Below are 13,097 nucleotides of genomic sequence, written 5' to 3'. Positions count from 1 at the left end.
TGCGGGAATAGCTCAGTTGGTAGAGCACGACCTTGCCAAGGTCGGGGTCGCGAGTTCGAGTCTCGTTTCCCGCTCCAATCACTTGCAGATGACATTCTGTTGCGGGAATAGCTCAGTTGGTAGAGCACGACCTTGCCAAGGTCGGGGTCGCGAGTTCGAGTCTCGTTTCCCGCTCCAAACAGTGTCCGGTAGATATGTGTAAGTGATATTCCGTTGCGGGAATAGCTCAGTTGGTAGAGCACGACCTTGCCAAGGTCGGGGTCGCGAGTTCGAGTCTCGTTTCCCGCTCCAATCACTTGCAGATGACATCCTGTTGCGGGAATAGCTCAGTTGGTAGAGCACGACCTTGCCAAGGTCGGGGTCGCGAGTTCGAGTCTCGTTTCCCGCTCCAATTTCTCTTCGACGTCCTCATAATCCCTTTGAATTGCCCATCACATAGCGCCGCGATGATTTGTCGTATCCGGCGTTTGCCTGCTTTCTCTCTTCCCCGCACATCCCAAGTCATAAGACCAAGATGTATTGCTTGCTAATAGCCTCCCGGAGATCGGGCACAACCCTTTGCGGTCGGCTAACAGGCTTGGCAGGGCCTGAATGACAGACAGTGGCTCGCTATAAGTTAAAACCGGGGCATTTAACCAAAACTCATAATTTTGATTTATAGCGGCTGGTGGCGGCCATAAGCGGCTTGCAGGTGGGGATGGCAAGCCCGGCAAGAGCTCTGCCGGTCGGGAAGGAAAGATCGCGGGCAAAAAAATAGGAGGGGCGATGGCTCCTCCTACGGGTTCACTGGCGCTGGCTCAGATAACGGTGACGTTCTCGGCCTGAGGGCCTTTTTTGCCCTGGGTCACAGTGAACTGGACTTTTTGACCTTCAGCCAGGGTCTTGAAACCTGCGCTCTGGATGGAGGAGAAGTGAACGAAAACGTCCGGTCCCTGGGATTGCTCGATGAAGCCAAAACCCTTGGTTTCGTTGAACCATTTTACTTGGCCGGTGCGAATGTCAGACATGTGGTAAGTCCTATCTATAACAAAATGAAACTAAGCCTGGTTGGGCAGCATTTGCCTGGAAGTCAGGGGTTGAAGCATGACTGACCACGTCTCTTTGTCCCAGTAGCATGTAGCACAATCCCTGTCTAAAGCCTGACCGATTGTACTGGAGCCCGATCCCTTGTCAATTTGGCACTTTTCATTTTTTGAGCGAGCTAAAAGTATTGTGAAGTCAGCAGCTTGTTTCATGCTTCACATCAAAAAAAACGGGAAGCCATGGCCTCCCGTCTACATAAGGGGGGTGGTCGAGCCCCTTATTCCTTGAGGGCGAACCCTTCCCCCTGGCGGTCGTAGCGGTAGCTGACCTGACCGAGAGAGCGGACCTCGACCCGCTGGATGCGGCGGCTGGTGTCCACCAGGATGAACACCGACTTGCCCGACTGCAGCCGGGTCAGCGGCCTGTCCGGCCCTTCGATGGCGATGAGCCGGCTGAGCTCGGCCCCCGGCAGCTCGAACTTGCGGAAGATGGAGTAGAGGGTTTCACCGGCCTGCACGTCGTGCTGCAACCAGGTGCCATCCACTTTCTCCTCGACGGGCTTGGCGGCCTGGGGCTCACCGGCGTTGCCGACGGTCAGGGCCTGGGCCGGCACGGCCAGGGGGACCGCCAGGGAGCCTGACGGCGCCGTGGTCGGGGCGGCGGGAGCGGGCTCCCAGGCCAGCACCAGCAGCCAGAGCGGGATCAGCACCAGCAACCCTATGGTGTGTTTGCGGGGCAGGGGACTTGCCAGCTTGAACGAGGCCGCCTTCGGCTCCTTGTTGCGCTGACCCAGGCCACTCATGCCCTGGCCGAGACGCTGACGCAGGGGCAGGGTAGCCGCGTTGATACGTTGGAGCAGGGTTCCTTGTGATTCGTCTTGGCGACGCTGCTGGGCTCGTCTGTTATGGCCACGTGGGCGACGGTCCGGGGTGGGCACGGCATTTACCTCTCACTACATTGCCTGCCATCAGGCAAATATGCCGCCTATGGTAAACGGACTCGTCCCCGAGGGGGAGAGTCCGGAGCATGAAAATTATCAGCTGAGACGAAACTGACCCAACAATTGCTGCAAACGTTCCGCCGCCTGACGCAAGGCCTGACTGGCGTTGGCCGTGCTGGTGGCGTCCCTGGCGATGTCGTTGGCCAGTGCGCTGGTTTTTGACAGATTGCCGGAGACGGTCTCGGAAACCGAGCTCTGCTCCTCGGCGGCGGAGGCGATCTGGTAGGTCATGTCGTTGATGGTGGCGATGGCCTGGAAGATGCTGCCGAGGGCCGCCTCCGCCTGATCCGCTTCCCCCACCGCCTGATGGGTCAGCTGCTGGCTCTGCTGGATGGCGTTGACCGCGTTGGTGGAGCTGTGGCGGATCTTGTCGATCAGCTCCTGGGTATTCTGCACCGCCTGCTGGGTGTTGCCCGCCAGCTTGCGCACCTCGTCGGCCACCACCGCAAAACCGCGCCCCTGCTCGCCGGCCCGGGCCGCCTCGATGGCGGCGTTGAGCGCCAGCAGGTTGGTCTGATCGGCGATCCCCTGGATGACGGTGAGGATGCTGGTGATCTGCTCGCTGTCGTGAGCCAGCCCTTCCACCACTTCGGCTCCCTTGCCTGCCTCGGCGGCCACCTTGTGCATGGAGTGGATCACCCGCTGGAAGCGTACCTTGCCCTCGTCCGCCGCGCTCTGGGCCTGCTTGGCGGAGTCGGCGGTGTTGTTGGCGTGGGTGGCCACCTCCTGGCTGACGTAGGACATCTCCTGTACCGCGGTCAGCATCTGCTCCATTTCCGCCTGGTGATGCTGCAGGTTGTTGTCGGTCTGGCCGGCGATGCGATCGGTATCCCCGGCGTGGCGATGGACCTCGCTCGCGGTCTTCTGCACATCCCCGAGCAAGGCCTGCAGCTTGTCGATGAAGCGATTGATGCCCCGGGCCAGGGCCCCCAGCTCGTCCCGGGAGCGGCTCTCCAGGCGCTTGGTGAGATCCCCCTCGCCGTCGGCGATGTCATCCACCAGGCTCACCATCTGGCGGATGGGGCCCGTGATGCTGCGGGCAATGACCAGCATGGTGCCAAGGGCCAGCGCCAGTACGATGAGGGCACCGATGAGCTGTTGGGTCATGGCGGCGCGGTTCATGTCGGTGAGCTGGCGTGCCAGCTCGTCCGCTCCCGCCAGCACCACCTTGTAGGGCAGGGTGACGATGATGGCCCAGTTGCGGGCCATGCCGGGCACCGCGATGGGCACCGAGATGCGAAACGCATCGTCGAGCTCCTGGCGCTGTACCTCGGGTTTGAGATACTGCTGCCAGCCGTTGCCGAGCAGCTTGTCGGCGCGGCTGCCGAGCAGGCTGGCGTCGCCGCTGGTACCGGTGATGACGCCGGCGGCGCTGACGATCAGGGTCTCCCCCTTGCCGTCATAGATGTTGCTGTTGAGAGACTGGGCCTGGCGGCTGATGGAGTCCACCGCCAGATCCAGCGCGGCGATGCCCTTGAACCGGCCATCCACCAGGATGGGGGTGGTGATGGTGCTCACCAGCACCTGCTGGCCGTTGATGTCCACCTTGAAGGGATCGATGAGGCAGGGGCGCCCCTCCCGTTTCGGGCAGGCATAGTAGTCGTTGGCCGGGTTGCCGAACTCGTCCGGATCGCTCTTCTCGATGGAGAGCAGCAGATCGCTGCCGATCTGATCCTTGTCGCGATAGAAATAGGGAACGAAGCGCCCCTTGTCGTCACTGCCGAGCGCGCTCTGGCCGGCGAAGCTTTCGTCCTGGCCGTCGAAGCCGTTGGGCTCGAAGCCCGCGAAGGCGCCATAGAGCTGGGGCTCCAAAGCAAGCTGGGCCTTGAGCAGATCGGTGGCCTGCTGGCGATCCAGCGGCAGTTTGCCCTCCTGCTGGCGGGCGAAAACGCTGGCCATCTGCTGGGTGTAGGAGAGCCCCTTTTGCAGCAGTTGGGTGATGGTGGCGGCCTCGGCGCGGGCGTTGGCGCTCACCTTCTGCCACGCCTCCTGTTGCAGGGCGGCGCGACTGGAGTCGATGGTGAGCTGCTGGGTCTGCCGGCCTGAATACTGGTTGAGCAGGATCAGGATGACCAGGGCCGTGGTCATGGCGACACCGGCCAGTACCAGGATACGATTCTGGATAGAACGAAACTGCATCGTGCGTTCCTTGTATCGTTGAGGGTTCGTTGACGGGGTGACTGAAGTATCGGCTGTGCGGGAGATCTCTCCAGCAACCTCGCCTAGCTAAGCGGGAAAAAAGGGAAAATTCTGAGACATCACTCTAAAACAGCGGTTTTTGCGGGAATAGACCCTATTTTCCCCTCTGCCTCGCCATGGTTTTCCCATCCGTCATTGTCGGTGCTAAAATGCGACGGTTTTTTTAACGAATTGGCCCAAGGCCCTCTACACAAGGCTTAAAGATGAAAGTCAAAACCCGTTTTGCTCCCAGCCCGACCGGCTTTTTGCATGTCGGCGGTGCCCGTACCGCACTCTATTCCTGGTTGTTTGCAAAGAACCAGGGCGGTGAGTTTGTGCTGCGTATCGAGGATACCGATCTGGAACGTTCCACTCAGGAGGCCATCGACGCCATCATTGAGGGCATGGAATGGCTGGAGCTGAACTGGGATGAGGGCCCCTACTACCAGACCAAGCGCTTCGATCGCTACAATGGCCTCATCGACGAGATGCTGGCCGACGGCCGTGCCTACAAGTGCTACTGCTCCAAGGAGCGGCTGGAAGCGCTGCGCGAAGGCCAGATGGCCAACGGCGAGAAGCCCCGCTATGATGGCAAGTGCCGGGATGGCGCCCACGATCACCCGGCCGATGCGCCCCACGTGATTCGCTTCCGCAACCCGACCGAAGGTTCCGTGGTGTTCGATGACCACGTCCGTGGCCGCATCGAGTTCGCCAACTCCGAGCTGGACGATCTCATCATCCGCCGTACCGATGGCGCGCCGACCTACAACTTCTGTGTTGTAGTCGATGATTGGGACATGGAGATCACCCACGTGGTGCGTGGCGAAGACCACATCAACAATACCCCGCGCCAGATCAACATCTACAAGGCGCTGAACGCGCCGGTACCGGAATTTGCCCACGTCTCCATGATCCTGGGTGACGACGGCGCCAAGCTCTCCAAGCGCCATGGTGCAGTCTCCGTGATGCAGTACCGCGACGACGGCTACCTGCCGGAAGCGCTGCTGAACTATCTGGTGCGTCTGGGCTGGTCCCACGGGGATCAGGAGATCTTCACCCTCGACGAGATGATCAAGCTGTTCAGCCTGGATGCCATCTCCAAGTCCGCCTCCGCCTTCAACACCGACAAGCTCTTGTGGCTGAACAACCACTACATGCGCAGCCTGGATCCGGCCTATGTGGCCAAGCACCTGGCCTGGCACATGGAACACCAGCAGATCGACACCAGCAATGGCCCGGCGCTGGCCGACGTGGTCACCCTGCTGGCCGAGCGCTGCAACACCCTGGTGGAGGTGGCTGCCCAGAGCCGCTACCTGTTCGAAGAGTACGAGGCCATCGACGAAGCCGCTGCCAAGAAGCACCTGCGCGGTGTGGCTGCCGAGCCGCTGGCTCTGGCCAAGACCAAGCTGGCGGTCCTGGAGACCTGGACCACCGAAGCGCTGCACGAGCTGATTGAGGCCACTGCCGCCGAATTGGGTCAGGGCATGGGCAAGGTCGGCATGCCGCTGCGTGTGGCCGTCACCGGTTTGGGCCAGTCTCCTGCCATCGACGCCGTGATGGCGCTGGTGGGCAAGGAGCGGGTCCTCGCCCGCATCGACCGCGCCCTGGCTTACATCGAAGCGCGCATGACCGCCGAGTAAGCTTGCCGCCGCACATTGCCGTACCGGTCTGGGGTAATCTCTCTCCTGCCATCGACGCCGTGATGGCGCTGGTGGGCAAGGAGCGGGTCCTCGCCCGCATCGACCGCGCCCTGACGTATATCGAAGCGCGCATGGCCGCTGAATAAACATCGGCCATGGCATGAAAAGGGCTCCCTGACGGGGGCCCTTCGTATTTTGGCCTCAAGCGGATTTGCGACGTAAAACAGCGACATAGCGACGAGGTTGGCGGTAAAAACAGCTAACTGCCTGAATTTTGACTAAACGCTCCAGCGGGCGAGAATTTTGGGTTGACAGCAAAGCGGGTGATGCCTATCATGCGCCTCCGTTGCCAGAGATAACTTTGGTAGCGCCGAGGTGAGTTGGGGTTATAGCTCAGCTGGGAGAGCGCTTGCATGGCATGCAAGAGGTCCGCGGTTCGATCCCGCGTAGCTCCACCAAATTCTCCTCGTACAATCTGGAATCAAAGGGGTTATAGCTCAGCTGGGAGAGCGCTTGCATGGCATGCAAGAGGTCCGCGGTTCGATCCCGCGTAGCTCCACCAGGTTCCCGATTGACATGAAGTACCCAGGGCAGTGCGGTGTGTATCACCCAGGCCGACCTTTGTGGGGTTATAGCTCAGCTGGGAGAGCGCTTGCATGGCATGCAAGAGGTCCGCGGTTCGATCCCGCGTAGCTCCACCATTATTGAGGATGAATGGCCGCCAGAACCATTCGTTCAGTACCGAATTTGGGGTTATAGCTCAGCTGGGAGAGCGCTTGCATGGCATGCAAGAGGTCCGCGGTTCGATCCCGCGTAGCTCCACCAAATTCAGAGTGATTCAGTGTCACTCACACACATCGGGGTTATAGCTCAGCTGGGAGAGCGCTTGCATGGCATGCAAGAGGTCCGCGGTTCGATCCCGCGTAGCTCCACCATCTTTCGCAAGAAAGCACCAAGGCCACCGCATCGCGGTGGCCTTTTTGTTTACCTGTCATTTGGATTTCCCATGATCTCGCCCTTTGCATTTGTCTGGCAAATGGCGCTTCACCCTGTCCGCGAGGGCATCAGCGGCCCTGGCCGCCGCTGACGGGGGTGAGGGGGGGATTGGCGCCGATGCCGCCATGGCCATGGCGCGGGCGCGCGATGCCATCCTCTGTCGTGTGGTGGTTGGTTCGTTCGGCAACCTGCGGGATACGCTATCCGGCCCCTGGTGTCAGCACCGGGTTTCCCCGTCGGCAGGGTGCCAGCCCTCCGGGAAAGGGGCGGGGTGGGGCAACAAGGTATTTATTAATCCCATGATGTGGCCCTTTGCATTTTTTTTTTCAAATGGCCCTGGCACAAAAAAAGCCCGCGATCATCGCGGGCTTTGCACCTGGCATCGAGGATGCCGCGTCTTAGCGACGGCGCCGCCAGGCGAGCGGCAACAGGGCCAGCAGCAGGGCGCCCATGGCGCCGCCACCCCCCTTGCTCGCTTCCTTGAGCTTGAGGTCAACGATGACGGGGTCGTGGTCCGAGGCGCTGAAGGGGTTGTCCGACTTGATGAGATCGCCGGTGTAGGCGCTGCCATATTCGAACAGGTTGCTCTCGAAGGAGTTGATGTGCCAGTCGGCCACTGCCACCACCTTGTCAGCCAGCGCCGGGTTGGCGAGGGCGTAGTCCAGGGTGCCGAGCTCGGCCTCGTAGCTGTAGGAGATGGCCTTCTCCTGGTTGAACTTGACGTTCAGATCCACCAGGCCGTAACCCTTGGCCACCGTCTGGCCCATCTGCTCATAGGGCTTGTCGCCGATGTAGGTGTGGGAGGCGGAGCGGATCTGGCGCTCCCCCGCGACCGACGCATAGTCGGTCAGCACCCGGATGGGATCCTCCTTGGCGTAGGAGTTGAAGTCCCCCACCAGCAGCACCTGGCCCGGCATCTTGCTCACCGCCTCCCCCAGCACCTTGGCGGCGCTCACCCGAAACTCGGTGCACTTGCCCTGCAGATCCGCAGGCTCCGTCTTGCCATCTCCGTTTTCATAGCAGCCCGACCCCTTGGACTTGAGGTGGTTGACCACCAGGGTCAGGGGGGCGTCGCTGCCCGCCACGGTGAAGCGCTGGACCAGGGAGTCCCGCTGACCGGCGCTCTTGGTGACGCCGCCCGTGGTGTAGCGCTGCTGGGGCAGGGGGATGACGTCGGCATCCCCGCTCGGGGTGAGCAGGGCGGGGCGGTAGATCATGGCGACCATGATGGCGTCGCCGCCAAAGAAGCGATCCTCCGTGAGCAGGGCCTTGGGCAGGGTGACGAAGGCATAGTGCTTGCTCGCCTCCTTCTGCCTGGCGTTGAGGCTTTCCACCAGATCGTGGAGGGCGGCGTGCTCGTCAAAGCCGTTGTTCTCCATCTCCATCAGGCCGAGCAGGTCGGCGTCCATCTCGGTGATGGCGTTGACGATCTTGGCGCGCTGCAACTGGAACTCCTCCAGGCTCTTGGCGCCGCGGTTGCAGCCCTTGGCGCTGTCCGCATCCGCCTGATCCGCGCAGAGCACGTTGAGGGCGCCCCCCACGCTGGAGTGGCTGGTGAAGTAGTTGAGCACGTTGAAGCTACCGATGCGAAGGTCAGTGCCATCCAGGCGGGCCGGGGCGCTCTGGCGGTCGTTGTCGCCGGTGCGCAGCAGATCCCCCGCGGTGATGGTCTGATCCCGGGGCACGATCAGGCGGTACTCGTTGTAGCTGTAGCCGACCATGGCCTCCAGATTGACAGGGGCATCGCCGATGCGCAGGTAACCCTGCTCCGGCTCCCAGGCGGGCAGCCAGGGGAGCTTGCCGTCCCCCGCCTTGAAGTCCGACTCGAGGAAGACGCGGTTGCTGGCGTTGGCCTCGGCCAGCGCCACGGCCTCGGGGCTGCTCGCCACATGGAGCTGGGTCGGTTTCATCAGCGGGGCGCCGTGAGCGAGCACCAGGTTGTTGCGCCGGGCGGCATAGTCGTAGCTGAAGTTGCGGCTGATTTGGAGGGCGCTGTCGGCGTCGAGGCGCACCCGCATCCCTTCGTGACGCTCCAGGGCCCGGGCCAGGGTTTCCCCCTCCAGTACCCGCAGCGCCGTGGCGGCCGGGGCGTCGCCCTGGGCCAGGGTTGTCAGGCGCGGCGTGCTGCCGTCAAACAGGGGCTTGAGCTGGGTGTGGCCGTAATACTCCTCGACCTTGGCCTCCAGACAGACCAGGGCGCCCGGCTGGATGTCCGGGTACTTGCTGGCGAAGTTCTTGTCGTTGAGGTAGACGAAAATGCCGTCCGACGTCTCGGGGTTGCCGTCCCCCTGCACATCCAGCAGGTAGAAGCCCTTGTTGAGGCTTTCCCCCAGACCTGAGACCACCGCCTTGACCGAGACGCTCTGGGCGCTTTCGAACTGATCGTCCGGGACGAGGGGGCTCTTGTCGCCACTGCCCTGGATGGCGGGGATGGGGGTGAGGGCACTGTCGGCCGGGCAACTGAAGCCGGCGGCGTAGAGAGAGGGGGACGCGAGCGCGAGCCCCACGGCCAGCGACAGCAGGGTAGGTGTTCCTTTCATGGGTATTCCTTTTTTTATTTTTGCCAGTGTTTCCATAGCCTTGGCATCGTGGCCAAGGGCGCGCATTGTCACATTTCTGGCAGCTCTGACCAGTGAACCAACGCACATTATGAGGAGACAAAGGAGCCCATCTGCCATTTTTTGACGTGGCTAACAGTTTGATATTGATGATCTATTTGTCATCAGGTGGGAGCGAAAAGTGTGAGGCGGCCAGCATTCACATATTTTCCTTCGAGAATAAAGATTGAGCAGTGGTCACTTGCTTCCTATACTCGAGCCGTTCCTCACGGAACCCAGGCAAAGGGCAAACCGGCAGTGATGCCGGGACGCAAAGCCTCCGATCTGTCCCATCCGGGCCAGACAGCGGGGTTACCCAGGGTGACTTGAGGGTTTGTGGCCCGTCCATGGCCTGTTGTCGCTCCCTTGTTCCCTGTTGCGATTGCGCTTTTCCCGGTATTGAAGCCAAGACAAAACAAGGAAGATAACAATATGCAACAGATCTTGAGGCCCAGCAGGCTTGCCATGCTGGTCGCCCTTGCGGCCGTCCCTGCCTGGGCGCAGGCTGCTTACCCCGCCTATCAGGCCGGCACCGCCTACAAGGCTGGCGACATCGTCAGCAACGCAGGCGCCCTCTATGAATGCAAGGAATTCCCTTACTCCGGCTGGTGCGGCGCGTCCCCCTATCACTACGCCCCCGGGGTGGGGGTGGTCTGGGCCGATGCCTGGAAGCTGTATGGTGGTGAGGTGCCGCCGCCGGCCCTGGTCGTCGCCATCGGCTCCCCCGCCGTGGGTGCCAGCGTCAGCGAGGGGGCCAGTGTGGCCCTGGCGGTGACGCTGAGCGGCCCGGTCACGGCGCTCGCCCGGGTGGAATACCTCATCGACGGCACCCTGGTCGCCACCGCCACGGCTTCTCCCTGGAGTGCCAGCTGGTCTGCCGCCGGTGCGGGCAATCACGCCCTCAAGGCCCGGGCGCTGGATAAAGACGGCAAGGTGCTGAGCGAGGCGGATTCGAGCTTCAAGGTCGCCGCCGTGGTGGCGCCAGAGGCGCCCAGGGTGAGCATCGCAAGCCCCGCCGCCGGTGCCAGGGTGACCCTGGGCCGCGCCCTCACCGTGAGCGGCAATGTCACCGATGCCAATGACGACGTCGCCAAGGTCGAGCTCTTCGTGAATGGCCAGAAGGTGGGCGAGGACACCAGCGCCCCCTGGCAACTGAGCTGGACGCCCCAGAACAAGGGGCTGACCGGCCTCAAGCTGGTGGCGACCGACAAGAGCAACCTCTCTGGCGAGTCGGCCCAGGTGGACGTGCAGGTGGAAGAAGCGGCCCTGCCCCCTACCGGCGGCAACCTCTCCTGCGACGTGCGCCAGATCTACCGCGCCGACGGCAGCGAGTGCATGGGGGATGACCACGGCCGCCGCGTCATCGGGTATTTCACCTCCTGGCGCACCGGCAAGAACGGCCTGCCCGCCTACCTGGTGAGCGACATTCCCTGGGACAAGATCACCCACATCAACTACGCCTTCGCGGCGGTGGACGAGCAGAGTCACACCATCAAGGTGGATGACGCCGCTACCAAGCTGACCTGGAACGGGGTGCCGGGCGCCGAGATGGATCCGGAGTTCGCCTATCAGGGTCACTTCAACCTGCTGTCCAAGTACAAGAAGCAGTACCCGGACGTGAAGACCCTCATCTCCGTCGGGGGCTGGGCCGATACCCGCGGCTTCTACGCCGCCACCACCAAGGGCGACTGCTCGGTCAACACCGCCGGCATCAACGCCTTTGCCGACTCTGCCGTGGGCTTCATCCGCCAGTACGGCTTCGATGGGGTGGATATCGACTACGAGTACCCCACCTCCATGAAGGATGCGGGCAACCCCAACGACTTCCCGCTCTCCAACCAGTGTCGCAGCAAGCTCTTTGCGAACTATGAAGTGCTGATGAAGACCCTGCGCAACAAGCTCGACAGCGCCGGCACCGAGGATGGTCGCAAGTACATGCTGACCATCGCCTCGCCGGCCTCGGCCTACCTGCTGCGCGGCATGGAAAACTTCCAGGTCACCCAGTACCTCGACTACGTCAACCTGATGACCTATGACTTCCACGGTGCCTGGAACCACTTCGTCGGTCACAACGCCGCCCTGTTCGACAACAAGGCGGATCCCGAGTTGTCCCAGTGGGGTGTCTACACCCAGGCCCAGTTTGGCGGCATCGGCTATCTCAACTCCGCCTGGGCGGCCCACTACTTCCGTGGTGCCCTGGCGGCGGGCAAGATCAACATAGGGGTGCCCTATTACACCCGTGGCTGGCAGGGGGTCACCGGTGGCACCCACGGTCTGGGTGGCAAGGCGGCGCTGCCGAGCCAGAGCGATTGCCAGCCGGGCACCGGTGGCAGCACCATTCCGTGCGGCAACGGGGCGGTGGGCATCGACAACATCTGGCATGACCTTGACAAGAACGGCAAGGAGATTGGCGGTGGCGCCGTGCCCATGTGGCATGCCAAGAACCTGGAGCATGCGGCCAGCCTCGGCATCACCACCCTGCCGAGTTACGGCCAGGCCTGGGGTCTGGATCCCAACAACCCGGCCCACGTGATGCAAGGCCAGTATGTGCGTTACTACGACGACAAGGCCCATGCGCCCTGGCTCTGGAACGAGCAGAAGAAGGTGTTCCTCTCCACCGAAGATGAAGAGTCCATGGGTCACAAGCTCGACTACATCGTCAAGCGGGGCCTGGGGGGCGTCATGTTCTGGGAGATGGCGGGGGACTATGACTTCGACGCCGCGAAGAACGAGTACGTGATGGGCAGCACCCTCACCAGCCTCGCCTACGAGAAGTTCAGCAAGGCCGACAAGGCGGCCCTGAAGCAGAATGATCTGCCGGCTCCGGCTGCCCAGCTCGACATCGGCGTGAGCCTCTCCGGCTTCAAGGAAGGGGACTCCAACTACCCGATCAACCCGACCCTGAAGCTCACCAACAAGTCGACCCAGACCATTCCGGGCGGCACCCGCATCGAGTTCCTGGTCCCCACCTCCACCTCAGACACCATCACCGACCAGAGCGGCATGGGGCTGAAAGTGGTGGAGAGCGGTGGCAACCAGAACTCGGACGGCATCGCCAATGAGAAGGACTTCCACAAGGTGGCTCTGACGCTGCCGGCCTGGAAAGCCTGGACGCCGGGCACCGACGTGGAAGTGGCCATGACCTACTACCTGCCGGCCGCCGGCGTGCCGAGTGGCATGCGCCTGATTGCCGGCAGCCAGACCATAGGCCTGAAGTCCGACTTCCCGGCCCTGGCCGAGGCGGTGCTGGGCAGCAGTGGCGGTGGTGACGGCGGCAGCGGTGGCACCACCTGTGCCAGCCAGAACGTCAACCCGGCGGACTACAATGCCTATCCGACCTGGCCGCGCGGGGATCACGCCAATGGCAACGACCGCATGACCAACGGCAAGGCGGTGTGGCAGGCCAACTGGTGGACCAGCAGCGAGCCCAAGGCGGGCGATGGCAGCTGGAAACTGATATGCAGCTACTGAGTTGTCCAGGCTGCTATACCAGCAGCGAACTCAGAGTGGGCGACGGCAGCTGGAAGCTGGTGTGCAGCTACTGATGACCGTTTGAGCGGCAGGCCGGCACTTTGCATGGCCTGTTCTCTCGCAAGGCAATGACCCAATCCGGAGCCCAGGCTCCGGATTTTTTTATGCCTTGTATCAGGAGAAGGAGGGGAA

General features: G+C 62.2%; 7 protein-coding genes, 9 tRNA genes and 1 riboswitch. Of the genes, 12 read left to right on the top strand and 4 right to left on the bottom strand.

What is annotated here, in order from left to right:
* Position 1: 1 nt before the first annotated feature.
* The 4 genes from AB5Y54_RS17155 (at position 2) to AB5Y54_RS17140 (ending at position 391) form a co-directional block, all read left to right on the top strand.
* A tRNA-Gly gene (locus AB5Y54_RS17155) sits at positions 2-77 on the top strand.
* Positions 78-101: 24 nt separating this feature from the next.
* Positions 102-177, top strand: a tRNA-Gly gene (locus AB5Y54_RS17150).
* Between the two features lie 38 nt (positions 178-215).
* Positions 216-291 (top strand) — tRNA-Gly (locus tag AB5Y54_RS17145).
* Positions 292-315: 24 nt separating this feature from the next.
* Positions 316-391: transfer RNA gene (locus tag AB5Y54_RS17140), tRNA-Gly, on the top strand.
* A gap of 406 nt (positions 392-797) precedes the next feature.
* Here the strand turns inward: AB5Y54_RS17140 and AB5Y54_RS17135 are convergent.
* The 3 genes from AB5Y54_RS17135 to AB5Y54_RS17125 all read right to left on the bottom strand — a co-directional run bounded on the left by AB5Y54_RS17135 (position 798) and on the right by AB5Y54_RS17125 (position 4,162).
* Positions 798-1,007, bottom strand: coding sequence for a cold-shock protein (locus AB5Y54_RS17135; RefSeq protein WP_005297820.1), 210 nt, complete (start codon positions 1,005-1,007; stop codon positions 798-800).
* Positions 1,008-1,300: 293 nt separating this feature from the next.
* A complete protein-coding gene (locus AB5Y54_RS17130) occupies positions 1,301-1,960 on the bottom strand; it encodes a LysM-like peptidoglycan-binding domain-containing protein (protein ID WP_010675484.1) in 660 nt (219 codons plus the stop codon).
* Positions 1,961-2,059: 99 nt separating this feature from the next.
* Entirely contained in the window at positions 2,060-4,162 is a 2,103-nt protein-coding gene (locus AB5Y54_RS17125) for a methyl-accepting chemotaxis protein (protein WP_316287075.1), read from the bottom strand.
* A 263-nt stretch (positions 4,163-4,425) separates the two neighbouring features.
* Here AB5Y54_RS17125 and gltX point away from each other — a divergent pair, with 263 nt between their 5' ends.
* The 7 genes from gltX (at position 4,426) to AB5Y54_RS17090 (ending at position 6,776) form a co-directional block, all read left to right on the top strand.
* Positions 4,426-5,841, top strand: a complete 1,416-nt coding sequence (gene gltX, locus AB5Y54_RS17120) for a glutamate--tRNA ligase (RefSeq protein ID WP_368154063.1) — start codon at positions 4,426-4,428, stop codon at positions 5,839-5,841.
* A gap of 2 nt (positions 5,842-5,843) precedes the next feature.
* Positions 5,844-5,987 carry a glutamyl-tRNA synthetase gene (locus AB5Y54_RS17115; protein WP_368154062.1) on the top strand — a complete coding sequence of 48 codons (144 nt, stop codon included), beginning with the start codon at positions 5,844-5,846 and terminating at the stop codon, positions 5,985-5,987.
* A gap of 236 nt (positions 5,988-6,223) precedes the next feature.
* Positions 6,224-6,299 (top strand) — tRNA-Ala (locus tag AB5Y54_RS17110).
* 28 nt (positions 6,300-6,327) lie between these two features.
* Positions 6,328-6,403: transfer RNA gene (locus AB5Y54_RS17105), tRNA-Ala, on the top strand.
* Between the two features lie 63 nt (positions 6,404-6,466).
* A tRNA-Ala gene (locus AB5Y54_RS17100) sits at positions 6,467-6,542 on the top strand.
* A 48-nt stretch (positions 6,543-6,590) separates the two neighbouring features.
* Positions 6,591-6,666, top strand: a tRNA-Ala gene (locus AB5Y54_RS17095).
* Between the two features lie 34 nt (positions 6,667-6,700).
* Positions 6,701-6,776: transfer RNA gene (locus AB5Y54_RS17090), tRNA-Ala, on the top strand.
* 459 nt (positions 6,777-7,235) lie between these two features.
* Here AB5Y54_RS17090 and AB5Y54_RS17085 read toward each other — a convergent pair.
* Complete coding sequence (locus tag AB5Y54_RS17085; RefSeq protein ID WP_368154061.1) at positions 7,236-9,377, bottom strand: ExeM/NucH family extracellular endonuclease; 2,142 nt, start codon at positions 9,375-9,377, stop codon at positions 7,236-7,238.
* 293 nt (positions 9,378-9,670) lie between these two features.
* Positions 9,671-9,754: riboswitch (cyclic di-GMP riboswitch) on the top strand.
* Between the two features lie 145 nt (positions 9,755-9,899).
* Here AB5Y54_RS17085 and AB5Y54_RS17080 point away from each other — a divergent pair.
* Entirely contained in the window at positions 9,900-12,905 is a 3,006-nt protein-coding gene (locus AB5Y54_RS17080; RefSeq protein WP_368154066.1) for a glycosyl hydrolase family 18 protein, read from the top strand.
* The last annotated feature ends 192 nt before the right edge of the window (positions 12,906-13,097 follow it).

This window comes from Aeromonas sp. s9, from assembly GCF_040907765.1.
In the GTDB taxonomy this organism is placed as follows: Bacteria; Pseudomonadota; Gammaproteobacteria; order Enterobacterales; family Aeromonadaceae; genus Aeromonas; species Aeromonas caviae.
The sequence above is the reverse complement of the archived record's forward strand: the minus strand, read 5'-3'. Positions and strand labels throughout refer to the sequence as shown.

Excerpts from the sequence above, each read along its gene's own strand:
- AB5Y54_RS17135 (WP_005297820.1), bottom strand. The coding sequence starts at position 1,007 with ATGTCTGACATTCGCACCGGCCAAGTAAAATGGTTCAACGAAACCAAG.
- AB5Y54_RS17125 (WP_316287075.1), bottom strand. The coding sequence starts at position 4,162 with ATGCAGTTTCGTTCTATCCAGAATCGTATCCTGGTACTGGCCGGTGTC.
- gltX (WP_368154063.1), top strand. The coding sequence starts at position 4,426 with ATGAAAGTCAAAACCCGTTTTGCTCCCAGCCCGACCGGCTTTTTGCAT.
- AB5Y54_RS17085 (WP_368154061.1), bottom strand. The coding sequence starts at position 9,377 with ATGAAAGGAACACCTACCCTGCTGTCGCTGGCCGTGGGGCTCGCGCTC.
- AB5Y54_RS17080 (WP_368154066.1), top strand. The coding sequence starts at position 9,900 with ATGCTGGTCGCCCTTGCGGCCGTCCCTGCCTGGGCGCAGGCTGCTTAC.